Origin of the sequence: Devosia albogilva (genome assembly GCF_042685625.1) — a bacterium.
Taxonomy (GTDB): domain Bacteria; phylum Pseudomonadota; class Alphaproteobacteria; order Rhizobiales; family Devosiaceae; genus Devosia; species Devosia albogilva.
Map to the genome: position 1 here is coordinate 3,736,791 of NZ_JBHUNP010000001.1, position 22,896 is coordinate 3,759,686.

Annotated in this window: 20 protein-coding genes and 1 tRNA gene; 9 read left to right on the forward strand and 12 right to left on the reverse strand. The window is 64.8% G+C overall.

Annotated elements, in window-relative coordinates:
- The 3 genes from ACFSX5_RS18695 to ACFSX5_RS18705 form a co-directional block, all read right to left on the reverse strand.
- Positions 1-1,128, reverse strand: coding sequence for an amino acid ABC transporter permease (locus ACFSX5_RS18695; protein WP_386835468.1), 1,128 nt, complete (start codon positions 1,126-1,128; stop codon positions 1-3).
- Positions 1,129-1,130: 2 nt separating this feature from the next.
- Positions 1,131-2,624 (reverse strand): amino acid ABC transporter permease, encoded by a 1,494-nt coding sequence (locus ACFSX5_RS18700; RefSeq protein WP_386835470.1) that lies wholly within the window; start codon positions 2,622-2,624, stop codon positions 1,131-1,133.
- 230 nt (positions 2,625-2,854) lie between these two features.
- Positions 2,855-3,871 (reverse strand): amino acid ABC transporter substrate-binding protein, encoded by a 1,017-nt coding sequence (locus ACFSX5_RS18705; protein WP_386835471.1) that lies wholly within the window; start codon positions 3,869-3,871, stop codon positions 2,855-2,857.
- Between the two features lie 208 nt (positions 3,872-4,079).
- On the opposite strand from ACFSX5_RS18705, the gene metC reads away from it, so the two are divergent.
- Positions 4,080-5,267, forward strand: a complete 1,188-nt coding sequence (metC, locus tag ACFSX5_RS18710) for a cystathionine beta-lyase (protein ID WP_386835473.1) — start codon at positions 4,080-4,082, stop codon at positions 5,265-5,267.
- On the opposite strand, the gene ACFSX5_RS18715 is transcribed toward metC, so the two are convergent.
- Positions 5,249-5,977 (reverse strand): phosphatase PAP2 family protein, encoded by a 729-nt coding sequence (locus ACFSX5_RS18715; RefSeq protein ID WP_386835474.1) that lies wholly within the window; start codon positions 5,975-5,977, stop codon positions 5,249-5,251. The genes metC and ACFSX5_RS18715 overlap by 19 nt on opposite strands.
- Positions 5,978-6,090: 113 nt before the next feature.
- On the opposite strand from ACFSX5_RS18715, the gene ACFSX5_RS18720 reads away from it, so the two are divergent.
- Positions 6,091-6,167: transfer RNA gene (locus tag ACFSX5_RS18720), tRNA-Pro, on the forward strand.
- Positions 6,168-6,192: 25 nt separating this feature from the next.
- The gene (locus ACFSX5_RS18725) at positions 6,193-6,498 is read left to right on the forward strand and encodes an ETC complex I subunit (protein ID WP_386835476.1); all 306 of its coding nucleotides are present in this window, start codon (positions 6,193-6,195) and stop codon (positions 6,496-6,498) included.
- 97 nt (positions 6,499-6,595) lie between these two features.
- Here ACFSX5_RS18725 and lon read toward each other — a convergent pair whose 3' ends face one another.
- The gene (lon, locus tag ACFSX5_RS18730) at positions 6,596-9,031 is read right to left on the reverse strand and encodes an endopeptidase La (RefSeq protein WP_386835478.1); all 2,436 of its coding nucleotides are present in this window, start codon (positions 9,029-9,031) and stop codon (positions 6,596-6,598) included.
- A gap of 211 nt (positions 9,032-9,242) precedes the next feature.
- On the opposite strand from lon, the gene rocF reads away from it, so the two are divergent.
- The 4 genes from rocF to ACFSX5_RS18750 all read left to right on the forward strand — a co-directional run bounded on the left by rocF (position 9,243) and on the right by ACFSX5_RS18750 (position 12,940).
- The gene (gene rocF, locus ACFSX5_RS18735; protein ID WP_386835480.1) at positions 9,243-10,232 is read left to right on the forward strand and encodes an arginase; all 990 of its coding nucleotides are present in this window, start codon (positions 9,243-9,245) and stop codon (positions 10,230-10,232) included.
- Between the two features lie 480 nt (positions 10,233-10,712).
- Positions 10,713-11,684 carry an IS110 family transposase gene (locus tag ACFSX5_RS18740; RefSeq protein WP_386832653.1) on the forward strand — a complete coding sequence of 324 codons (972 nt, stop codon included), beginning with the start codon at positions 10,713-10,715 and terminating at the stop codon, positions 11,682-11,684.
- Positions 11,685-12,000: 316 nt separating this feature from the next.
- A complete protein-coding gene (locus ACFSX5_RS18745) occupies positions 12,001-12,486 on the forward strand; it encodes an IS110 family transposase (protein ID WP_386835481.1) in 486 nt (161 codons plus the stop codon).
- A complete protein-coding gene (locus ACFSX5_RS18750; protein WP_386835482.1) occupies positions 12,377-12,940 on the forward strand; it encodes a transposase in 564 nt (187 codons plus the stop codon). Before ACFSX5_RS18745 ends, ACFSX5_RS18750 begins: the two co-directional genes overlap by 110 nt.
- Before the next feature lie 52 nt (positions 12,941-12,992).
- Here ACFSX5_RS18750 and ACFSX5_RS18755 read toward each other — a convergent pair whose 3' ends face one another.
- Positions 12,993-14,114, reverse strand: a complete 1,122-nt coding sequence (locus ACFSX5_RS18755) for a citrate/2-methylcitrate synthase (RefSeq protein WP_386835483.1) — start codon at positions 14,112-14,114, stop codon at positions 12,993-12,995.
- A gap of 80 nt (positions 14,115-14,194) precedes the next feature.
- Here ACFSX5_RS18755 and ACFSX5_RS18760 point away from each other — a divergent pair, with 80 nt between their 5' ends.
- A complete protein-coding gene (locus tag ACFSX5_RS18760) occupies positions 14,195-15,271 on the forward strand; it encodes a citrate synthase/methylcitrate synthase (RefSeq protein WP_386835485.1) in 1,077 nt (358 codons plus the stop codon).
- Positions 15,272-15,495: 224 nt separating this feature from the next.
- Here the strand turns inward: ACFSX5_RS18760 and clpX are convergent, their stop codons facing one another.
- From clpX to ACFSX5_RS18780, 4 genes are all read right to left on the reverse strand, one after another.
- Complete coding sequence (gene clpX, locus ACFSX5_RS18765; RefSeq protein ID WP_386835486.1) at positions 15,496-16,773, reverse strand: ATP-dependent Clp protease ATP-binding subunit ClpX; 1,278 nt, start codon at positions 16,771-16,773, stop codon at positions 15,496-15,498.
- 174 nt (positions 16,774-16,947) lie between these two features.
- Positions 16,948-17,577, reverse strand: coding sequence for an ATP-dependent Clp protease proteolytic subunit (locus ACFSX5_RS18770; RefSeq protein WP_386835487.1), 630 nt, complete (start codon positions 17,575-17,577; stop codon positions 16,948-16,950).
- A 222-nt stretch (positions 17,578-17,799) separates the two neighbouring features.
- The gene (locus ACFSX5_RS18775; protein ID WP_386835488.1) at positions 17,800-18,027 is read right to left on the reverse strand and encodes a hypothetical protein; all 228 of its coding nucleotides are present in this window, start codon (positions 18,025-18,027) and stop codon (positions 17,800-17,802) included.
- Between the two features lie 93 nt (positions 18,028-18,120).
- Positions 18,121-18,519 (reverse strand): YciI family protein, encoded by a 399-nt coding sequence (locus tag ACFSX5_RS18780; protein ID WP_386835489.1) that lies wholly within the window; start codon positions 18,517-18,519, stop codon positions 18,121-18,123.
- 120 nt (positions 18,520-18,639) lie between these two features.
- Here ACFSX5_RS18780 and ACFSX5_RS18785 point away from each other — a divergent pair, with 120 nt between their 5' ends.
- On the forward strand, positions 18,640-19,896 hold the full coding sequence (locus ACFSX5_RS18785) for a cytochrome P450 (RefSeq protein ID WP_386835490.1): 1,257 nt from the start codon (positions 18,640-18,642) through the stop codon (positions 19,894-19,896).
- Position 19,897: 1 nt separating this feature from the next.
- Here the strand turns inward: ACFSX5_RS18785 and ACFSX5_RS18790 are convergent, their stop codons facing one another.
- Together ACFSX5_RS18790 and tig are read right to left on the reverse strand one after the other, a co-directional pair.
- Complete coding sequence (locus ACFSX5_RS18790) at positions 19,898-21,376, reverse strand: NAD(P)H-hydrate dehydratase (protein ID WP_386835491.1); 1,479 nt, start codon at positions 21,374-21,376, stop codon at positions 19,898-19,900.
- 118 nt (positions 21,377-21,494) lie between these two features.
- On the reverse strand, positions 21,495-22,874 hold the full coding sequence (tig, locus tag ACFSX5_RS18795) for a trigger factor (RefSeq protein WP_386835492.1): 1,380 nt from the start codon (positions 22,872-22,874) through the stop codon (positions 21,495-21,497).
- Between the last annotated feature and the right edge of the window lie 22 nt (positions 22,875-22,896).

Consider the following 22,896-nt stretch of genomic DNA (forward strand, 5'->3'; position numbering starts at 1 on the left):
CTACCTCTTGTGGCCGGTGTCGAGGCGCCGCTCCATCCAGAGCGAGTAGCGCGACATGGCGAAACAGAAAATCCAGAACATGGCGGCGGCAAACACATAGCCGGTCACCGCCTGCGTCGGCGACGCCCAGTCGATGTCCGAACTGGCCGCCTGCACCGTGTTCAGCAGGTCGAAGATGCCCACGATCGACACCAGCGAGGTGTCCTTGAACAGGGCGATGAAGTTGTTGACGATGCCGGGGATCACGTGCCGCAGAGCCTGCGGCAGGATGATGAACCAGGTGCGCTTCCAGTAGCCGAGCCCCAGGGCGGCCGCCGCCTCGTACTGTCCACGCGGCAGCGCCTGCAGCCCGCCTCGAACGGTCTCGGCCAGATAGGCCGATGAGAACAGCGTCACGCCCACCAGTGCCCGCAACAACTTGTCCACCGTTGTGCCCGTGGGCATGAACAGCGGCAGCATGATCGAGGCCATGAATAGGACCGTGATCAGCGGCACGGCGCGCCACAGTTCAATGAACATCACGCACAGCGTCTTGATGATCGGCAGTTGGGATTGCCGCCCCAGAGCCAGCAGGATGCCGATCGGGATCGAGCAGAAGATGCCGACCAGCGAGATGATCAGCGTCACCAGGAGCCCGCCCCACTGCTCCGTCGGCACATAGCGCAGCCCGAACACCCCGCCGCTGAGCAGGTAGAACGAAATCACTGGGAACACGACGAAGAACAGCACCGCGTTGATGCGCTTGAACGGCGCCGAGGGGATCAGCAGCGGGATGATCAGCGCCGCCCCCAGCACGAACACGATGTTCGGCCGCCAGTACTGATCAATGGGGTAGAAGCCGTAGATGAAGAAGTTGAAGCGGGCATGGATATAGGCCCAGCAGGCCCCTGCCCCTTCGACACGACAATCCTCCACCGTGCCACCGGGGAACACCGCATCCCCGAGCAGGAAGTTGAAGATCGGCGGTATGGCCCACAGGAGGAACAACAGCCCGCCAAGAGTGAACATGGTGTCGACGGGCGTTGCGAAGAGGTTCTGTCGAAGCCACAGCAACGGGCCGCCGGTCTGCCCGGGAGCCGGACGGGCCTCGACGAATTCGTCGCGAACGTAGAGTGCATCCTTGGCCATGATCAGCGCTCCACCAGGGCCACGCGGCCATTGTACCAGTTCATGAACGCCGAGGTCAGCAGCGAGAAGGTGAGGTAGACCGCCATGGTCAGGGCAATCACCTCGATCGCCTTGCCGGTCTGGTTCAGCGTTGTCCCGGTGAACACGTTGACCAGTTCAGGGTAGCCAATCGCGGCGCCCAGCGAGGAGTTCTTGGTGAGGTTGAGATATTGGCTGGTCAGCGGCGGCACGATCACCCGCATCGCCTGCGGCACGATCACCAGCCGCAGCCGGTCGCCTTCCTTCAAGCCCAAGGACTGCGCGGCTTCGGTCTGCCCCTTGCTGACGGCGCGGATGCCGCCTCGGACGTTCTCGGCAATGAAGGCTGCCGTGTAGATGATCAAGCCGAAGGCGAGCGCCACGAATTCCGGCGGCAATTGCAGCCCGCCCTTGAAGTTGAACCGCTCCAGCACCGGAACTTCGAACGCCAGGGTGGCCCCGGTCGCCCAGTACACTAGCGACGGAATGCCGATGACGATCAGCGCCAGCAATGCCCACGGAAAGCCGGCTTCTGCCTCGGGCCGACTGCGTGCGCCATCGAGGACGATCCAGCCGATCACGAAGGCCGCGATGACGCTGCCGCCAACCAGCAGCAGCGGCGGCCAGGCAGCAAACATCGACTGCACCACGGCCGACAGGATGATCGCGCTGAACATGACGAACAGCGTCGCTCGCGCATAGGGAGCTAAACGGGTCAACGATAGCCCCCCCACCACCACTGCACCCGCATAGAGCACCGACTGAAGATCCGAGAGCGCCGGGATGACGCTCGGCAGCAACGACGCGCCGAGCAGCGCCAACCCAAGCGTGACGACAGCGTTGGCAACGCGCCCGGCCAGCACCACGGCCCGTGGATACCGACCCGTTGCCGCGCGTTGTCGCGTGGCCCAGATGCCCAGCGCGATGGCCGCCACCAGGCAAACCACGATGGTGACGATCACCAGGGTGAACTCCTGGTCCGGCATCGGCCGCGGCACCATCACGCCGCGCTGGTTGATGAAGATGTCGAGCGGCAGTTCGAAGCTCTGGCGCACCGCCGGCATCGCCTTCAGCACCGCGAAGTACCAGAAGAACAGCTGCAGCAGCAGCGGGATGTTGCGAATGGTTTCGATATAGACCGTCGCGAATCGCGCGATCAGCCAGTTGGACGACAGCCTGGCGATACCCAGGGCAAAGCCGAGGATCGTTGCGAAGAAGATGCCGATCACTGCCACCAGCAGCGTGTTCAGCAGCCCAGCAAGGAAGGCTTCCCAGTAGAAGGAGGTGCGGCTCCACGGGAACAGCGTGAAGCTGATGTCGAACCCGGCGGTTCGGAACAGGAAGTCGAAGCCGGTGGTCTTGTTCTGCGCTGCGAGGTTCTGTGCCGTGTTGACGACGATCCAGGCAAAGAACGCGATGACCGCCGCAGCGACCAGTATCTGGTAGATGATCCCCCGGAAAACCGGGTCATTCAGCAATGAGGCTCGGGGCGGCGCCCCTGCCATATGTCCTTGCACGGCCATGGCGCATGCATTCCTTTGCTGTGAACGGCGCGCGCCCTGAAATCGGAATGCGAAATCGCTGCTGCGGCAAGCGCCGCGCAGGCCGGCCTTCGCCGGGTATCACGCACACACAAAAGCAGAGGTCGCCGGTTCTCGAAGAAGTCCGGCGCCCCGTTTGTGGCGGGGCGCCGGTGTCGAGTGACAGCTTAGCGGATCGGGGCTGCGTACTGCAGGCCGCCATCGGTCCACAGAGCGTTGAGGCCGCGCTCGAGGCCGATATCGGTGCTCGGGCCGACATTGCGGTCGAACGACTCGCCATAGTTTCCGACGAGCTTGATGATCCGGTAGGCCCAGTCATTCGGCAGACCGATCGGGGTGCCGAACTCGCCTTCCACGCCCAGCAGGCGCTTGATGGCCGGGTTGTCGGAGCCGAGCATCTCGTCGACATTGGTGGAGCTCACGCCCAGCTCTTCGGCTTCCAGCAGGGCGAAGTAGACCCAGCGATTGATCTTGAACCAGCGATCGTCGCCCTGACGAACCACGGGGCCGAGCGGCTCCTTGGAGATGATCTCGGGCAGAATCACGTGCTCGGCCGGGTTGGCGAACTTGGAGCGCTCGGCGGCAAGGGCGGAACCGTCGGTGGTGTAGACGTCGCAGCGGCCGTCTTCATAGGCCTTCACCACTTCGTCCTGATCCACGAACACCACGGTGTTGAATTCCATGTTGTTGGCGGCAAAGTAGTCGGCGGCGTTCAGCTCGGTGGTGGTACCCGACTCGATGCAGATGGCGGCGCCGGACAGTTCCAGGGCGGACGTGATGCCGTCGGCCTCGCGAACCATGAAGGCCTGGCCGTCATAGTACATGGTGCCGATGAAGCTGATGCCGAGATCGGTGTCGCGGCTCATGGTCCAGGTGGTGGTACGCGACAGGATGTCGATTTCGCCGGCAGACAGGGCCGCAAAGCGTTCTTGGCTGGTCAGCGGCGTGTAGCGCACGGCCTCGGCATCATTGAAGATGGCGGCAGCCACCGCACGACAAAAATCGACCTCGAGACCGGCCCAGACGTTGTTGGCGTCGGGAGCGGAGAAACCCGGCACACCGCCGGTAACGCCACATTGCACATATCCCTTGGCCATCACGTCATCGAGCGTATCGGCGTGAGCAGCCGTCGCGCCGAAGCCAGCAAGGGCTGCGACCGCGAGCGTTACAAGCGATTTGTTCATTGAATTGCCTTTTGTTTCCTGACCCTTGTGTCCCGGCGCTCTTTCGGCGCCGGTGGCACCCCGCCTTTGAAGACAGGCATGATGCTGCTAAGCATGCAATCCGCTAATGACCGTTGCGTCAAGGGCAGATGGACCTTTACGACAGCAACTCTGTCGCAAATGTCGCCACTGTTCAGCGACTGATACTGTATTGAGCACCGAGCCTACGATGAATGATCGAAAAAGCAGCAGTTCCTCGGCGACCTCCGTGGAGACACTGCTGACCCACCTCGGGCGCGCGCCGGACGATCAGTTCGGTTTTGTGAATACCCCGGTTTATCGGGGCTCGACGGTCCTGTTCAAAACCCTTGCTGACCTCGACTCGCAGCAGCAGAGATACCTCTACGGCCGCGCCGGCAACCCCACCACCGAAAGCGTCGAGACCGTGGTCACCGCGCTCGAGGGCGCTTACCGTACCAAGCTGGTGCCGTCCGGCCTCGCAGCCATCAACATTGCGCTGATGAGTTGCCTCAAGGCCGGCGACGATGTGCTCATCTCCGACAGCGCCTATGAACCGGGGCGAATCTTCGCGGACAACTTTCTCGCCCGCATGGGTGTGACTGCCCGCTACTACGATCCCCGAATTGGTGGTGGGATCGCCGACCTGATGCAGCCGAACACCCGCGCCGTTCTTGCGGAGAGCCCTGGCTCGCTGACCTTCGAGGTTCAGGACCTTCCAGCCATTGCTGAAGCAGCGCACACCAACGGCGCCCGGCTGATCGTCGACAACAGCTGGGCCACCCCGCTGTTCCACAAGCCTCTGAGCCTCGGCGCCGACCTCGTGGTTCACGCGGCGACCAAGATGTTCGTGGGTCACTCCGACGCCATGGTCGGCACGATTTCAGCCACGGAAGAAGCGTGGCCAGATGTGGAGCGGATCCGCGCCCTGCTCGGCTATTTCACTTCCGGCGACGATGCGTTCCTCGTCGCCCGCGGGCTGCGGACGCTGGCCCTGCGCATGGAAGAACATCGCCGCCGCGCTCTCGACATGGCGGCATGGCTGGAAACGCAGCCGGGGGTCACCCAGGTGCTTCACCCTGCCCTGCCGAGCCACCCGGATCATGCGCTGTTCCAGCGCGACTTCACCGGCTCCGGCAGCCTGTTCAGCGTTCTGCTCGAACCGGCGCCGCGCACCGCCGTCGCGGCCTTCGTGGACGGGCTCGAACTCTTCGGCATGGGCTACTCATGGGGTGGCTACGAAAGCCTGTGCCTGCCGGTGAAGTTCGGCAAGAGCCGCACCGTCCGGCCCTGGACCGCCGAAGGCAATTTGCTCCGCATCCATGTCGGCTTTGAAGGTCTTGATGACCTGAAGCAGGATCTTTCGGCCGGGATCGAGCGCTACCGCGCGGCGCGCTGAAACGCCTGTCGCAAGGCGGGAAAACCGCGGAAAACCATGCGTCCATCAGGCTGCCGTTCGAACAGCCAGCCGCGCAGCGCGAATACGTTGCGCACGAGATAGGCGCCGAGCATGCCGACGATCAAGCCGCCGAACACGTCGGTGGGATAGTGCATGCCGACGGGCACGCGCGAAATGCCGACGACGAGGCCGACCACCATCAGCACCGGAAACAGCCGGGGCCAGAGGAACCCGATGGTAAAGGCAAGCGCAATCGCCGTGGTGGTGTGACCGGACGGGAAGCTCTGGAAGGTCCAGTCGTTGAACACGTTCTGGAACGAGAATGCACCGACGTCGTCGAACTCAGTCGGCCGGCCGCGGCCGATCAGTCGCTTGATAAGGTTCGAAATCAGTCCAGGCAGACCGACACCGACGAAAACGTAGGCGCTCAGCAGCGTCAGTTCGACCGTAACCGGTCGCCATCGCCCGCGAACCACCAGCAGCGCCACGAGGCCGATAAGCGTCGTGATCAGCGTCGGAATCAGGATCCAGTCCGACAGCCCATAATCGGTGATGAAGAAGAACGGCGCCCGCCACGCATCTGGCCAGCCGATGGCGGCTCGCGATGCCCAAACGTCAACCTGCGACAGAATCGCCAGCCCGGCGAGCACGCCGACGCAAAACACGATCCATCGGCCGCGATCGAGCCCCAGCGGCCAGGGCTTGTTCAAATCCACCATGCCACGCTTCTGCGGGCACTATGGCCCTTGCGTCAATAGTGGCTGCAACCGCGCGGCCTGCTTGCTCTTTTAAAGGGAACACGCTAACTGCAAAGCTGCGAAGTCGGAGTGTAGCTCAGCCTGGTAGAGCACCGGTTTTGGGAACCGGGGGTCCAAAGTTCGAATCTTTGTACTCCGACCATTCGCGCCTTATCGTCGAGGATTTCATGACCGCCCGCATCTACCGCCCGTCTCGCAACGCCATGCAGTCCGGCAAAGGCAAGACGAAGCAGTGGGTCCTGATCCATGAACCCACCACGCCGCGCGCCATCGATCCCCTGATGGGTTACACGTCCAGCACCGAAACCACACAGCAGGTGCGCCTCGCCTTCGACACCCTCGAGGACGCCGAGGCCTACTGCCAGCGCAACGGCATCGCCTATTGGGTGCAGCCGGACCACGAACCCAAGGTCCAGCGAGCTTCCTACCCGGACAACTTCCGGCATGACCGCAAGATTCCCTGGACGCACTGAGCCTTTCGCTCGCGGCTACGTCTGCCCTCCTTGCTTCCCCTGAATGACGAACGGCGCCCCTTTCGGAGCGCCGTTTTGGTTCGTTGGAACTGCCGGTTTAGTGCGGCAGCAGGCCTGAGGGGGCTTCCTCGCCGGCCTCGACGGTGGTGGACACCGCCGGGGTGGCTTCGTCGAAGTTCCACTCGATCGGCTCGGGCTTGCGCACCAGCGCCCGCTCGATCACCTGGTCCATGCGCGAGACCGGCACGATCTCCATGCCTTCCTTGACGATGTCCGGGATCTCCTGGAGGTCGCGGACATTCTCTTCCGGAATGAGCACGGTCTTGATGCCGCCCCGCAGGGCCGCCAGCAGCTTCTCCTTGAGGCCGCCTATCGGCAGTACCCGGCCACGCAGGGTGATCTCACCCGTCATCGCCACGTCGTTGCGCACCGGAATGCCAGTCATAACCGACACGATCGCGGTGGCCAGACCGATACCTGCGGACGGACCGTCCTTCGGAGTCGCGCCTTCGGGTAGGTGCACGTGGATGTCACGCGTATCGAACATCGGCGGCTTGATGCCGAAGTCGATCGAACGGGAGCGCACATAGGCGGCAGCCGCCGTCAGCGACTCCTTCATCACTTCCTTGATGTTGCCGGTGACCGACATACGGCCCTTGCCCGGCGTCATCACGCCCTCGATGGTCAGCAACTCACCGCCCACGGAAGTCCAGGCCAGACCGGTCACCAGGCCCACCTGCGATTCCGCCTCGATCTCGCCATGCTTGAAGATGGCGGGGCCGAGATACTCGGCGAGCTTGGCGTCGTCGATGGTGATCGACTTCACCTTGGTGCGCACGATGTCGGTGACCGCCTTGCGCATCAGCTTGGAGATCTCGCGCTTGAGATTGCGGACGCCGGCTTCCCGCGTATAGCCGCGGATCACCTTCATCAGCATCTCGTCGCTGAGTTCGAACTCGCCATGGGCGACGCCGTTCTCGCGGGCAGCCTCCGGGATCAGGTGTTGCTTCGCGATCGCGTGCTTCTCCTCCTCGGTGTAACCCGACAGGCGAATGATCTCCATGCGGTCCATCAGCGGCCCCGGGATGTTCAGGGTGTTCGAGGTGGTCACGAACATCACGTCCGAAAGGTCGTAGTCGACCTCAAGGTAGTGATCGTTGAACGTCGCGTTCTGCTCCGGATCCAGCACTTCGAGCAGCGCCGAGGACGGATCGCCGCGGAAGTCCTGGCCCATCTTGTCAATCTCGTCGAGCAGGAAGAGCGGGTTGGACTTGCCCACCTTCTTGAGCGACTGGATGATCTTTCCTGGCATGGAGCCGATATAGGTCCGGCGGTGGCCGCGGATCTCGGCCTCGTCACGGACGCCACCCAGCGCCATGCGCACGAACTCGCGGCCGGTCGCCTTGGCGATGGACTTGCCGAGCGAGGTCTTGCCGACGCCCGGAGGGCCGACAAGGCACAGGATCGGACCCTTGAGCGCGCCGGTGCGAGCCTGCACTGCCAGATACTCGAGAATGCGTTCCTTGACCTTCTCGAGGCCGTGGTGGTCTTCGTCCAGCACCTTCTCGGCCAGCGCAAGGTCGCGCTTGACCTTGCTCTTCTTGCCCCAGGGCAGGCCCAGCAGCGTGTCGAGATAGTTGCGCACGACGGTGGCCTCGGCCGACATCGGGCTCATCGACTTGAGCTTCTTCACCTCGGCATCGGCCTTGGCGCGAGCTTCCTTGGAGAGCTTGGTCTTCTTGATCCGGTCTTCCAGTTCGGAGATCTCGTTGGCGCCGTCTTCGCCGTCGCCGAGTTCCTTCTGGATCGCCTTCATCTGCTCGTTGAGGTAGTACTCGCGCTGCGTCTTCTCCATCTGCCGCTTGACGCGGGAGCGGATGCGCTTTTCCACCTGCAGCACGCCGATCTCGCCTTCCATCAGGCCAAGGACCTTCTGGAAGCGCTCGATCACCGACACGGTCGACAGCAGGTCTTCCTTTTCCGGGATCTTGATCACGAGGTGGCTGGCGATGGTGTCGACCAGCTTGCTCGGGTTCTCGATCTGGCTGACCGCAGCGACGACCTCCGCGGAGATCTTCTTGTTCAGCTTCACATAATTCTCGAACTCGGCCTGCGCCGAGCGGCCCAACGCCTCGATCTCCGTGGCATCCTCTTCCGGCTCGGGCAGGATGGATGCCTCGGCCTCGAAATACTCTTCGGTCTGCAGGTACCGGTCGATGGTCGCGCGGTTGAGCCCCTCCACCAGCACCTTCACCGTGCCGTCCGGCAGCTTGAGGAGCTGCAGCACGGTGGCGATGGTACCCGTGGCGTAGATCTCGTCCGGAGCCGGATCGTCATCCTGGGCGTTCTTCTGGGTGACCACGAGGATGTGCTTGTCGTCGCGCATCACCTCTTCGAGGGCCTTTACGGATTTCTCGCGGCCGACGAACAGGGGCACGATCATGCCGGGGAACACGACGATGTCGCGCAGGGGGAGAACTGGGTACACCCGATCCCGGCTGAAATCGCCGGCGGCGGGATTTGCGTCCGTCATCTCGTATCCTTTCCAGGGCGCGCGGGAGGAAGGAGATGAGAGCGCGCCCGTGATAGACAGCTCCAGCAACGAGGCTGTGCTGATTCCGGTTAATAAATAGGTTCTCGGATGGGTGCCGCAAGTCAACCAGCACGGTTTTGTGACGGTTAAGATGTGAACGCAAACCAGCCCTGCGACAGGGGTTTATCCACCGTTTCGAAGGGAGCGCCTCATGCCCGCAAAACCGCGCCGCATCGACCTCATCGGCATCGCCACCGCCGCCGGCGCCTCGGTACGCGGCTGCGGCATGGGACCGGAGGCACTGCGCGTCGCCGGCCTGCCCGAAGCGCTGGTCGAACTCGGCCACGATATCGCTGATCATGGCGACCTCCGGCGTCCACATCCGGAGATCAGCACCGACCCCGCCAGTTGGCGCCTGCCGGAGCAGCGCAAGGCCGACGTGCTCGAGCTTGCCGCCCGCTCCAGCGAACTCGGTGCCACCGTGCTCAGCCAGGGCAACTTCCCGCTCTATATCGGAGGCGATCATTCCATTGCCATCGGCACCGTCTCTGCCGCCGCCCGGCATTGCGAGCCGCTCGGGCGGCCGGTGCATGTGCTCTGGATCGATGCCCACGCCGACTTCAACACACTGCTGACCTCCCCCACCGGCAATCTGCACGGCATGCCGCTCGCCCTGCTCTGCGGCGAACCGGAGTTCGACGACAGCTTCCGCGGGCCGTGGCTGGGCCGGATCGACCCGCGCAACGTCACCATCATCGGCGCCCGCTCCGTCGACCGTGACGAGCGCCGGCTGCTGCGCGCGCGCGGTGTGGACATCATCGACATGCGTCGCATCGACGAGAACGGCATGGTGGCGCTGATGCGGGGCGTGCTGGCCAAGGCACGCGACGCCGGTGCCCACCTCCACGTCAGCCTCGACCTCGACGCCATGGACCCCTCCATCGCACCCGGTGGTGGCACCCTCGTGCCCGGCGGCCTCAGCTATCGCGAGGCGCACCTGATCATGGAGATGCTCTATGAAAGCGGCGTGGTCGGCTCGCTCGACCTGGTGGAGCTCAACCCCTTCCTCGACCATGGCGGCAGGAGCGCCACCCTGCTGGTCGACCTCGTCGCCAGCCTCTTCGGCCGGACCATCATGGGCGAGGAAGCCGGCCCGGTGGAGTTCGTGACGGAGGACGCACAGGCCGACGATTCGGCTTGAGGCAACACGCATGCCCGCCGGGGTCACCGTCGGTTCGGATGGAGGCGGGGCCCCGAGGCGATGCCGCCTCTGAGTAAATGTTAATGAGGCGATATCCACCTCGGGGCGCCGGTTTTTGGATGCGCACGCCGGCCTGATCCGGCGGGACCCACGCAGGACAGCGACGTCCCCGTGCCCGGCTCCTTCCGCCACTGGTCGCTGCAGGCCGCCCCGTCGCGGAAGAGATGGGTGCATTGTAGGCACAGGTGGAGGGGGTGGGGATTATTTCTGTGGGCGCATCCTTGCGCTGGGTCTTATTGGCGCGAGGATAGCCCGGCGCGGAGCCGCACAGCTCCGGCGCCGGGCGGCGGGCGGGCCTGGTGGGGATTGGCCATAAAGGCCGTAGCTTATCTTGCCCCCCGCTGCAGACCTTTCCGGCCATCCGAACGGTAGAGAGGCCTTTGACGGCCGCAAATAATCCAGGACGAACGGACAGCAAGCATGAGCATGAACTCCAACGATCCACGTTTCAACCACATCGTCGCTTTCGAGGTAAGCAAGGCCCATCTGGTGGTGCATACCCTGCCGGCCGACAGCCAGAAGATCATCCCGAACACCCCTATTCAGGTGCGCCGCCTACTCAGGGCAGAACAGCGCGTCAGCGCCAGGCTTGGCACCGGCCCCTTGCTGGTGGTGTGCGAGGCGACCGGCGGATATGAGCGCCATGTGCTGTCCGAGGCGGTCGCACTGGGTCTAGCCGTTCACCGGGCCCATGGCAGCCGTACTCGGCTCTTCGCTCGCTTCAACGGCAAGCTAGCCAAGACGGATGCGATCGATGCCCGCCTGATCGCCCGCTATGGTCTGACCCCCGGACTGGAACTTTACCAACCGCCCAGTCCCGAGCAAGCCGCCCTGCGTCAACTCCGCCGGCGCCGTGACGAGCTCGCCCAGATGCTGCGAATGGAGGCCAACCGTAGCGAACACGCCAGTCTCAAGCGCTTGCAAACCTCGATCCAGCGCCACCAGACCTGGCTCAAAGGGGAACTGCAGGCCATTGAGACCGAGATCGAAGCCCTCATCAAGAAAACCCCTGAACTGCAGCGCAAAGCTGGCTTGATGCGATCACTCAAGGGCGTGGGGCCACACACCACGGCCGCTATCCTGGCTTACCTCCCCGAGATCGGCTCCATTTCGAAAGCTACCGCCGCGGCCATTGCCGGCCTAGCCCCTATCGCCAACGACTCCGGCCAACTCACCGGCAGGCGGCGCATCGGCGGAGGACGCGCCGACCTCAGATCCAGCCTCTACATGGCCGCCCTCGTCGCGCGCCAACGCAACCCTGCAATTCGGGCTTTCGCCGACAGCCTCAAGGCAAGAGGAAAGCCAAGCAAGCTCGTCCTCGTCGCCGTCATGCGCAAGCTCATCGTCATCCTCAACGCCATCGTCGCCTCAGGACAGCCCGCACGAACTTGACAAGACAAGACGGTAGATAAGGGGGATAGATTTGTAGGGGCTGGTGTCACCGACCTCGTGGGGGGTCGACGGGCTCACCATGAGGTCTACGAGATCGCAGATGCAATGTAGACCTTGTATTAGCGGGATGTGCGAATGTGGGGGTGCCGCGGCCTGTTCGACACCAGGCCGCGGCGGCGGCATCGGATCGAGGTAGACCCAGACTGGTGGTGTGCACCTTTGTCTGAGGATGAGCGGGATCGTTGCCGTCAGTCTTCATCGGGCCCGCATGGTTGATTGAACCCAGGGTTCGCATTGCAAGGACGGGACGAGGAAGATGAGCCATTCTAGCACATTTGTGGCCGGGATCGATACCGGCAAGGCAGCTCTTGATCTGGCGGTGACGCCCGGCGAGGGATGGCTGCAGGTGAACAATGACGCGGCCGGATGGCAAGCGGCGGCGGAGTGGTTGCTCAAGGCCGGAGTCGATCGGGTCGGCATCGAAGCCAGCGGCGGCTACGAACGTGGCGTGGTCGCGGCTTTGCGGGAGGCCGGGTTCAAGGTGATCCTGCACCAGCCGCTGCAGGTACGCCTGTTTGCCCGCATGCGGTTGCAGCGCGCCAAGAACGACCGGCTGGATGCCCGGGTGATTGCTGCCTTCACCGTCCCTGTTCGGGATGGACAGGGCGGCTGCCGATCCGACACTGGCCGGCTTGCACGAGCATCTGGTCTTCATCGACCAGCTGGTCCAGGACATCGCCCGGCTCAAGACCCGGCTCGAGCATCTGCACGATACCCGTCTTGCCAGCCTGGTTGCCGCTGACATTGCCGCACTCAAGGCCCGCCTGCGCGACGAACGGCGCCGGCTGGAACGGGCGGTGCGGGCCGACAAGGCTCTCGGGCGGCGGCTCGATCTGCTGCTCTCCGTCCCCGGCATCGGCATACCGACCGCCTTGGCTTTGCTGATCGCCATGCCGGAACTGGGCAGCATCAGCCGTGAACAGGCCGCTGCCCTGATCGGGTTGGCACCGTTCGACCACGACAGCGGCAAGCATCACGGGCGGCGCCATATCGCCGGCGGCCGTGCCCGCCCCCGGCAGGCCCTCTACGCCGCGGCCCTGCCTGCCGCCTATCGATGGAACCGCCAACTCATGGCGCTCTATGCCCGCCTTACTGCCGCTGGCAAACCCCACAAGCTCGCCCTCGTCGCCTGCGCTCGAAAACTCGTCATCTTTGCCAACACCGTTCTGCAACGAGGCCAACCCTGGACCCCATAGCTAATGGTTGCTCATCCTGAGCTCGTGGAAGGACGAGATCGCGGCCACCGGCCTACCCCACATACCGCGCCCGCGGCCGAATGAGTTCTCCACTCTCCACCTGCTCCAGCGCATGCGCCAGCCAGCCCACGGTGCGGCCGAGCGCAAACAGCACCAGCGGCGCCTCACGTGGCAGCTCCTCCGAAAGCGTCAGCACGGCGAGGGCAAAGTCGATATTCGGTGCGCGGCCGGTTACGCGTTCGCCCGCCTCCGCCAGTTCCCGGCACACATCCGGCACGTCCAGATTGGCCATGAGTTCGACAGCACGAACGTCCCCCTCCGGATAGAGCGGGTGCCCGAAGGCGGGGATCGGGACACCCTGCCCCAATCGGTTCATCACCGCCCTCTCAGGTCCGACGCGTTCGGCTTCCTCGATCAGGCCGAGCGCCGACAGGGCTGCGGTGCCGTGCAGCGGCCCGGTTAGCGCCGCGACGCCGGACAGCAGCGCGGCCGCCAGCGATGCTCCCGTCGAGGCGGTGACCCGCGCCGCGAAGGTGGAGGCGTTGAGTTCGTGGTCCGCGAGCAGCACCAGCGCGCGCCGCAGCCTGTCGGCGGTACCCGACCTCCCCCAACGCGCCGCCAGACGCGTGTACAGCCCCGCCCCTCGCGGCTCCGTCCCCGCCAGCGCCACACCGACATCCGCCAGCAGCCCGGCCGCTTCGGCGCGCAACACCGCTGGCGACCGGCCCACCGTCGGCGGGTCGAGCGCAGCCCGGCGCGCCAGCACCTCGAAAGCCGCCCCTATCCCCTGTCCAGAAGCATCCCCTGGCTGCGGCAGCGAAAGCGATCCGGCACCCCACAGCAACCCGGCGACCTCCTCCAGCGTCGCCTCGCGCGACAGCAACGCCGCATCCCTGCCGCGATACAGAAGCCGCCCATCATCGATGGTGGAGATGGCGGTGTTCAGCACCGGCTCGCCCCAGCGGATCGCCTCGGCGGCCACCGCGGCCTGCTTGCGCCGCCCCGCACCGCGCTGCGCCAACCGGCGAACGTCCTCGGCTCGGTAGAGGCTGCGGCGGCTGTCCCTCGGGTCCGGCTTGGCCTTGATGCGGCCGCGGCTGACATTGGCATAGAGGGTCTGCGGCTGGGTCCCGAGCAGGTCCAGCGCCTCGTTGGCGCTCAGCCATTCTGCCATGACATTGATCCTATCGATCAAGATTGACGTCAACATACCCTGCCCTACCTTCGACACGAACGGAAGCCGCGGAGGTTGTGATGAATTCCGGTCTTGATGATGTGGTCGCCGCCGAGACGGTGCTCTCGGATGTCGATGGCGCCCTTGGGCAGCTGGTGGTGCGGGGCGTGTCGCTCGACGAACTGGTGACGTCGGCGCGCTACGAGGATGCCGTCGGGCTGATGTTCGGGGGCTTCTTCAGCCCTCGCGATTGGGCGGCGGAGATCGGCCGGGCCCGGGCTGATGTCTATCCCCTCCTCCACTACACCCGCTCCAGCTCGGACCTGCCGCCGACCGATGCGCTGCGGGCCCTGCTGGCGCGACTGCCCGACGCATCCGATGCAGACACCGCGCTGAAGCTGATCGCGGCGCACGCGGTGTTTACGGCCGGGACATTGCGGCTGCGCAAGGGCTTGGCACCCATCGCTCCCGACCCCAAACTCACTCACGCCGCCGATTTCCTGCGCATGACCACAGGCGTCGCGCCAACGGAGCGGCAGTCAGCAGCGCTCGACCGCTATCTGGTTACCGTCATCGATCACGGCCTCAACGCCTCCACCTTCGTGTCGCGCATCGTGGCTTCGACGCAGGCTGGCCTCACCTCTTCGGTGCTCGCCGCCTTCGGCGCCCTCAAGGGACCGCTGCACGGCGGCGCGCCGGGGCCGGTGCTCGACATGCTGGATGCAATTGGCGAGCCCACCAACGCCTATCCGTGGCTGGAGGCCGCCCTCGCCCGCGGCGAACGGCTCATGGGCTTCGGTCACCGCATCTACCGTGTCCGCGACCCGCGGGCCGATGCGCTCAAAGGTGCCGTGCGCTTGCTCGCCGCTTCCGGCGCCATTGATCCGATGCGGCTGGGCCTAGCCGAGGCGGTGGAGGAAGCCGCGCTGGAACTGCTGCGGCGCAAGAAGCCGGATCGGCCGCTCGACATCAATGTCGAGTTCTACACTGCGCTGCTGCTGGAAGCGCTCGGTTTTCCGCGCGAGGCTTTCACCTGCGTGTTCGCGGCCGGGCGTGTCAGCGGCTGGATCGCCCATGCCCGCGAGCAGGCGCTCACCGGAAGGCTGGTGCGGCCGAAGTCGGTCTATGTGGGACCGGTGCCAAGAGAGGCGGCGTAGGGTTGGTGAGTGCGGAGACCCCTCACCCTGACCCTCTCCCCATAGGGGCGAGGGGACGATGTGGCACTCGCAGGGCATCTCACAGGCACCGAACTCCCGCCTCCTGCGTCCCCTCGCCCCTATGGGGAGAGGGCTAGGGTGAGAGGTCCCTCCACAGCCTTGCACCAATAAAAAAACGCCGGGCTCATCGCCCGGCGTTCGCATTCGTAACCCTGCCGTGACGCTTAGGCGCCGGCGGGCATGTCTTCCTTCTTGCGCTCGGAGTAGATGTAGAGCGGACGCACGTCCTTGCCCTTCACCACTTCCTCCGAAATCACCACTTCCTCCACGCCTTCCAGCGACGGCAGGTCGTACATGGTGTCGAGCAGGATGGCTTCCATGATCGAGCGGAGGCCGCGGGCGCCGGTCTTGCGCTCGATGGCCTTCTCGGCGATCGCCTTGAGGGCGTCCTCGTGGAAGGTCAACTCCACCTCTTCCATCTGGAACAGGCGCGCATACTGGCGGACCAGGGCGTTCTTCGGCTGCGTCAGGATTTCGATCAGCGCCGGAACATCGAGGTCTTCGAGCGTCGCCAGCACCGGCAGACGGCCGATGAATTCGGGGATAAGGCCGAACTTCACCAGGTCTTCCGGAGCCACGTCCTTCAGAACCTCGCCGACGCGGCGGTCCTGCGGATCCTTGACGGTGGCCGAGAAGCCGATGCCCGAGCCCTCTCCGCGCGCGGAGATGATGCGCTCGAGGCCGGCAAAGGCGCCGCCACAGATGAACAGGATGTTGGTCGTGTCCACCTGCAGGAATTCCTGCTGCGGATGCTTGCGGCCGCCCTGCGGCGGCACGGAGGCAACGGTGCCTTCCATGATCTTCAGCAGCGCCTGCTGCACGCCCTCGCCCGAGACGTCACGGGTGATGGACGGGTTGTCGGACTTGCGGGAGATCTTGTCGACTTCGTCGATATAGACGATGCCGCGCTGGGCCTTCTCGACATTGTAGTCGGCAGCCTGGAGCAGCTTGAGAATGATGTTCTCGACGTCCTCGCCGACATAGCCGGCTTCGGTCAGCGTCGTCGCATCGGCCATGGTGAACGGCACGTCGATGATGCGCGCCAGCGTCTGGGCCAGCAGCGTCTTGCCCGAACCGGTGGGACCGATCAGCAGGATGTTGGACTTCGACAGCTCGACGTCCTGGTTCTTGCTGGCGTGGTGGAGGCGCTTGTAGTGGTTGTGGACCGCCACGGAGAGCACCTTCTTGGCGCGGGACTGGCCGATCACATAGTCGTCCAGAACCTTGCAGATCTCGGCCGGCGTCGGCACGCCATCGGCCGACTTGACCATCGAGGTCTTGTTCTCTTCGCGGATGATGTCCATGCAGAGCTCGACGCATTCATCGCAGATGAACACGGTCGGGCCGGCGATCAGCTTGCGAACCTCGTGCTGTGACTTCCCGCAGAACGAGCAGTACAGCGTGTTCTTCGAGGATTCGCCGTTCGTTGTCTCTTTGGACATCCTACACTCCTCGGGGGCCGGATTGCCCCCTTCTCAAGCGCTGCGCAAAAACCGTAGCGCTCGATGCATAAACAAAGTCTAAGCCGGATCGATCCTAAAGACCGATCCGGCGGCGTGCAATTGCGTGCGGATCACAGTCCACGGCGCATCGGCAATGTGCTTAACGCAGGCCACTCAGGCCTGGGTTTCCGGAACAACGCGCTTTTCGAACACGCTGTCGATCAGGCCGAAGGTCTTGGCCTCTTCCGGAGACAGGAAGCGGTCGCGCTCGAGAGCGGACTCGATTTCCTCATAGGTGCGGCCGGTGTGCTTCTCATAAATCTGATTAAGCCGCCGCTTCAAACCCTCGACTTCCTTGGCATGAATCAGGATGTCGGTGACCTGGCCCTGATAGCCGCCGGAGGGCTGGTGGACCATGATGCGCGAGTTCGGCAGCGAGGTGCGCATGCCCGGCTCACCGGCCGCAAGGAGGAGCGAACCCATCGAAGCCGCCTGCCCCATCACCATGGTGGCAACGGCGGGACGGATGAACTGCATGGTGTCGTAGATGGACAGGCCCGCCGTCACCACGCCACCAGGCGAGTTGATGTAGAGGGCGATTTCCTTCTTCGGGTTTTCCGATTCGAGGAACAGCAGCTGCGCCACGATCAGCGAAGCCATGTTGTCCTCGACGACGCCGGTGACGAAGATGATGCGTTCGCGCAGCAGGCGCGAGTAGATGTCGAAGGCGCGCTCGCCGCGGTTCGACTGCTCGACCACCATGGGGACGAGCGTGTTCATGTATAGATCGTGCGGATCCCGCATATGAGCCCCTTTGCTCTGCCCGTCGCGTCTTGGGCGAGCCTTTCGGTTGAACACGTCCAGATGCCGTTGCCGTTTGCCGGATCGTGTCAGGATTATTCGAATCGGCGCGACCGGCCGATTGCAGACGATGCCGCTTAAGCTGCGGTAAAGCGACAGATAGGCGGCAATAGGGCAGGCTTCAATAGCTGCCGGCCCGAAGCTGACGTCAGGGTGAACACCGGCTCAAGCAAAGCCGATGGCCACGCCCTTCTTCTTGAAATAGCTCTGCATCAGCTTGCGACCCTGCCGGTTGGGCTGGGCAAGCTTGGCGGTTTCGAAGGTGGCTTCCTTCACGCCCTCGCGCGCCATTGCCGCCTTCAACGCGGCGATGTGGAGGTCGAGGTCTTCGTTGTCGTTGCGGATCGAGGCATAGATGGTGTCGATGGCCTCGGCCACGGTCGGCTCGCTCATGCTGCTTCCTCGTGTGGTGCTGCCCCTCACTAGCGGATTTTGCGGGAGGAGCAAGTGCATGCGGGCGGAATGACTTCCGCCCGCTCGCATCAGCTAGCCCGCAGCAAACTCCGGGCGCGCTTCACCCGTCTTGCTGTGCCGGTGATCTTCCATCAGCGGCCGGATCTCGAGCCGGCCATAGGCGGCGATTGGATCGTCCTCGAACAGGCTGACCGCCTCCTCCATGTCCCTGGCCTCGATCAAGAGGAAGCCGCCGACGACCTCCTTGCCTTCGGCGAAGGGCCCGTCGAGCAGGCTCATCTTCATGCGCTGCCGCCGGTCGATGCTGGTGGCCGTCTCCGGTCCCTGCAGCGGCGAGGCGATCAGCAGGTGCCCGTTCCGGCGCAGCTTGTGGTCGTGCTCGATGGTGGCGTCGTCGAGCCGGGTGAATTCCTCCGGCGTGACGCCATCGAAGGCACCGGGGGCAAAGTGGACGAGACAAAGGAACTTCATGTTCGCTCTCCGTGGTTGCACACCCACAAGACGAGCCGGTGGCACCGCACTCGACTAAATCTTTGACTTCCCGTTCGCAGGGCTGCAACCGTGCCCCGCGACCACCACAAGTGAATACCCATGGCCGCCATTCTCCAGATCAAGCCCATCACCGACGTTCCTGCCGACCGCCGCGCCAGCGCCAACCCGCGAGACCCGGAGTTCTTCCAGAACCCCTACGCCTTCTATGACCGGCTGCATGCCACCGACCCCGCCTTCTTCTGGGACGAATACGGCCACTGGTGCTTTGCCGGCTTCAAGGACGTCAGCGCCCTGCTCCGCGACAAGCGCTTCGGCCGCGACATCCTGCATGTGGCGACGCGCGAGGAGATCGGCCTGCCGGCGCCGCAGCCGCACACCGCCGCCTTCGACCTCACCGAGAAATACTCGCTGCTCAACCTCGAGCCGCCGGCCCACACCCGTCTGCGCATGCTGGTCAACCGCGCCTTCGTCAGCCGTCATGTCGAGCAGCTCCGCCCGCGCATCCGGACTCTCGCCAACGAGATCATCGACGGCTTCGAGGGCGAAGGCAGCGTCGACCTGATCAAAGCCTTCGCCGCGCCGATTCCCGCCATCGTGATCGCCGAGATGATCGGCCTGCCAGCCGAAATGGCGCCGCAACTGCTCAACTGGTCCAACCGCATGGTCCAGATGTACATGTTCGGGGTGACCCGCGAGGTGGAGCTCGACGCCAACCAGGCCTCGGCCGACTTCATGGACTATCTGCGCACCGTCATCGCCGAGCGTCGTCGCCAGCCGCGCGAGGACCTGCTCACCCACATGCTGACCGCCGAGCCGGGCGGTGATCGCCTCAGCGACGACGAGGTGATGTCCACCGCCATCCTCTTGCTCAATGCAGGGCACGAGGCGACCGTCCACACCACCGGCAACGGTGTGAAGTCGATCCTGGAAAGCGGTATCGATCCGGCTACGCTTTTCGCATCCGAAGAACAGACGCAGGCAACGGCCGAGGAGTGCCTGCGCTTCGACGCGCCGCTCCACATGTTCACCCGCTATGCGCTGACCGACCTCGAATACGAGGGCATCCGGCTGCGCAAGGGCGACGTGATCGGGTTGATGCTCGGCGCCGCCAACCGCGACCCGAAGCGGTTCGCCGATGCCAACCGGTTCGATCCGTTCCGCACCGACGGCGCCAATGTCAGCTTCGGCGCCGGCATCCACTTCTGCATCGGCGCCCCGCTGGCCCGCATCGAACTGCAGGTGGCCTTCGCGGAACTGTTCCGCCGCCTGCCGCGGCTCCGCATTGCCGAGCCGCCCCGCTACGGCGACGTGTACCACTTCCACGGGCTAGAAAAGCTCGTGGTGGAGTGGCGCTGAACTAGCCCGGCAGGTTCGCAAGAACACTTGGGACCAGCGGGGCAATATCCTCGCTGGTCATGCCGGGGCCGCCGAAGCGCAAGGCCGCCTCGGCATGGATATGGACCGCCGCGCAGGCGGCTTCCCAGCCCTGCATCCCCTGCCCCAACAAGCCCGCGATCAGTCCCGCCAGCACATCGCCGGCACCGGCAGTGCCGAGCCAGGCGGGCGCATTGGCATTGACCGCCACCCGCCCGTCCGGCGCCGCGATCACCGTGTCGCTGCCCTTGAGCACGATGGCCGCGCCCGACTGCTCCGCCGCCGCCCGTGCCCGCTCGATCTTGCCGCCAGCCAACTCACCGAAGAGCCGCCTGAACTCGCCCTCATGCGGGGTGAACACCACCGGCCGCTCGCGTTCGCGGGTCTGGCCGAACAGCGCCTCCCGGTCCTCGCTGAACGAGGTCAGCGCGTCGGCATCGAGCACCGCGGCCGCACCTGAATTGAGCACCGCGGACACCTTCTGCCGGGTCTCGTCCCCTACGCCGCTGCCCGGCCCGATCACCACCGCGTTCATGCGCCGGTCCTCGAGCAACCCTGCCAACGCCGCCGCGTCCTCCGCCGGCTTCAGCATGATGGCGGTGACATGCGCCGCATGCACCATCAGCGCCGCCTCGCTGCCGGCCAAGGACACCAGTCCCGCCCCGACGCGGAACGCCGCCTGCGCCGCCAGCCGCGCCGCACCGGTCTGCAGCGGCCCGCCAGAAACGACGACGCAGTGGCCGCGATCGAACTTGTTGTGCGAGGCATCTGCCGGCGGCAATTGCCACAGCGCCGGCGTATTCTGCCAGGCCCGGGCCTCGATGCGGTCCAGCACCGTCTCCGGCAGCCCGATCTCTGCCAGCACCACCTGGCCGCAGCGCTCCCGCCCCGGCAGCAACAGGTGCCCCGGCTTCAGCCGGAAGAAGGTGACGGTGAGGTCCGCGACGATAGCGACGCCCCGCACCTCCCCCGTTGCCCCGTCAACACCGCTCGGCACGTCGATGCTGACCACAGGGGCGCGGCTCGCATTCACCGCCTCGATGATCTCGGCGAATGCGCCCTCGACGTCACGGTCGAGTCCGGCGCCCAACAGGGCGTCCACCACCAGGTCGGCATCCTCGATGTCCTGCGCCGTCGGCGGGACGATGCGGCCGGTCCACTGCCCGGCGACCACCGCGGCGTCGCCCTTGAGCGCCTGCTGGTCGCCGATCAGCCGAACCTGCACCGGCCAGCCGCGCTGCTTCAGCAGTTCGGCCACCACGAACCCGTCGCCGCCATTGTTGCCGGGTCCGCACAGCACCAGCACCGAGCGCTGGTAATAATGTTCGACGATGGCGTCGGCCACGGCCTTGCCGGCGGCCTCCATCAGCCGCAACGTCTTGATCCCGCTCTCCATGGCCAACTGATCGGCACGCGCCATCTGGTTCGGGGTCAGCAGCAGGTCGGGCGAGCGGCTTGCCATGGCGATCTCCTCTTGAGCGGTCAGAGGTTTGGCTGATCCGCCCTCGCTGGGCAACCCGCCCCAAACAGAAAAGCCGCCCCGAAGGGCGGCTCTCCAAATTCCGTCACCAGCGCGAAGCTTAGTGGTGGTGCTCTTCCGGCACCTCGTCCTCGTCGGCCTGGATCAGCTTGGCGAGTTCCTCGCGATCCATCTTCTTTTCGGTCACTTCGGCGGCGTCGATGATGAAATCGACCACCTTGTTCTCGAACACGGGAGCACGGAGGCCGGCAAGAGCCTGCGGGTTCTTGCGGTAGTAGTCGTAGACCTGCTGTTCCTGGCCCGGGAAGCGGCGCACTTCGGCGATCAGCGCCTGCTGGTGCTCCTCGTCGGTGACCTGCACCTCGTTGGTATTGCCGATCTCGGCAACCACGAGACCCAGGCGCACGCGGCGGTCGGCGATGGTGCGATACTGCTCCTTCGCGGCTTCCTCGGTGGTGCCTTCGTCCTCGAAGGAACGGCCGTGGTGCTCGACCTCGTGCACCACCCGGTTCCAGATGGTGTTGAACTCGGCATCGACGAGCTGGGCCGGCACTTCGAACTTGTGCTTCTCGTCGAGCGCGTCGAGCACCTGCCGCTTCATGTGCTGGCGGGCCATCGACTGCAGGGCCGCTTCCATCTGCGACTTCACCGCGCCGCGCAGGGCTTCGAGGTTCTCGAGGCCGAGGCGCTTGGCGAATTCGTCGTCCAGCTCACCCTGGTTCGGGCCGTCGACATGGAGGATGGAGACCTCGAAGGTCGCTTCCTTACCGGCAAGCTCGGCGTTCTGGTAGTCGGCCGGGAAGGTGACGTTGATCTCGCGGGTCTCGCCCTTCTTCATGCCGACGAGCTGCTCTTCGAAGCCCGGGATGAACTCGCCGGAGCCGACGGTCAGGTGCGCATGATCGGACTTGCCACCGGGGAATTCGACACCGTCGATCTTGCCGACAAAGCTGAGGCCGAGCCGGTCGCCCTGCTCCACCACGCCCTCGTCGCCCTTGTCGGTGTAGCCGCGGTTCTGGGCGAACACGCGATTCACTTCGGCGTCGAGTTCTTCATCCGTGATCTCAACAACCGGCTTTACCAGCTTGAGACCCTTGACGTCTGCCAGCTCAACCTTCGGCAGCACTTCGTACTCGACCTCGAACGCGAGGTCGGCCTTGCCGTCCAGAACGTCGTTGATCACGGCCTGATCGTCGGGCAGGTCCACCTTCGGCTGGGCGGCGGCGCGTTCTTCGCGCTGGTCCAGCGTCTCGGACACGGTCGAGTTGATCGCGTCGGTCATCACTTCGCTCATGGCCGAGCGGCCGAACATCTTGCGGATGTGCGACAGCGGCACCTTGCCGGGACGGAACCCCTTGATGTTGGCCTGACCCTTGAGCTCTTCGAGCTTGGCGTCGAGCCGGCTGTTGAGATCCGCAGCCGGAATGGTGACACTGAGCTTGCGCTTGAGGCCGTCGTTGAGGGTCTCGCTAACCTGCATGTGGGTTCTTCCCGTATTCAAT

Coding starts and splice junctions, on each gene's coding strand:
- ACFSX5_RS18695 (WP_386835468.1), bottom strand. CDS start 1,128: ATGGCCAAGGATGCACTCTACGTTCGCGACGAATTCGTCGAGGCCCGT.
- ACFSX5_RS18705 (WP_386835471.1), bottom strand. CDS start 3,871: ATGAACAAATCGCTTGTAACGCTCGCGGTCGCAGCCCTTGCTGGCTTC.
- metC (WP_386835473.1), top strand. CDS start 4,080: ATGAATGATCGAAAAAGCAGCAGTTCCTCGGCGACCTCCGTGGAGACA.
- ACFSX5_RS18725 (WP_386835476.1), top strand. CDS start 6,193: ATGACCGCCCGCATCTACCGCCCGTCTCGCAACGCCATGCAGTCCGGC.
- lon (WP_386835478.1), bottom strand. CDS start 9,031: ATGACGGACGCAAATCCCGCCGCCGGCGATTTCAGCCGGGATCGGGTG.
- rocF (WP_386835480.1), top strand. CDS start 9,243: ATGCCCGCAAAACCGCGCCGCATCGACCTCATCGGCATCGCCACCGCC.
- ACFSX5_RS18740 (WP_386832653.1), top strand. CDS start 10,713: ATGAGCATGAACTCCAACGATCCACGTTTCAACCACATCGTCGCTTTC.
- ACFSX5_RS18745 (WP_386835481.1), top strand. CDS start 12,001: ATGAGCCATTCTAGCACATTTGTGGCCGGGATCGATACCGGCAAGGCA.
- ACFSX5_RS18755 (WP_386835483.1), bottom strand. CDS start 14,114: ATGGCAGAATGGCTGAGCGCCAACGAGGCGCTGGACCTGCTCGGGACC.
- ACFSX5_RS18760 (WP_386835485.1), top strand. CDS start 14,195: ATGAATTCCGGTCTTGATGATGTGGTCGCCGCCGAGACGGTGCTCTCG.
- clpX (WP_386835486.1), bottom strand. CDS start 16,773: ATGTCCAAAGAGACAACGAACGGCGAATCCTCGAAGAACACGCTGTAC.
- ACFSX5_RS18770 (WP_386835487.1), bottom strand. CDS start 17,577: ATGCGGGATCCGCACGATCTATACATGAACACGCTCGTCCCCATGGTG.
- ACFSX5_RS18775 (WP_386835488.1), bottom strand. CDS start 18,027: ATGAGCGAGCCGACCGTGGCCGAGGCCATCGACACCATCTATGCCTCG.
- ACFSX5_RS18780 (WP_386835489.1), bottom strand. CDS start 18,519: ATGAAGTTCCTTTGTCTCGTCCACTTTGCCCCCGGTGCCTTCGATGGC.
- ACFSX5_RS18785 (WP_386835490.1), top strand. CDS start 18,640: ATGGCCGCCATTCTCCAGATCAAGCCCATCACCGACGTTCCTGCCGAC.
- ACFSX5_RS18790 (WP_386835491.1), bottom strand. CDS start 21,376: ATGGCAAGCCGCTCGCCCGACCTGCTGCTGACCCCGAACCAGATGGCG.
- tig (WP_386835492.1), bottom strand. CDS start 22,874: ATGCAGGTTAGCGAGACCCTCAACGACGGCCTCAAGCGCAAGCTCAGT.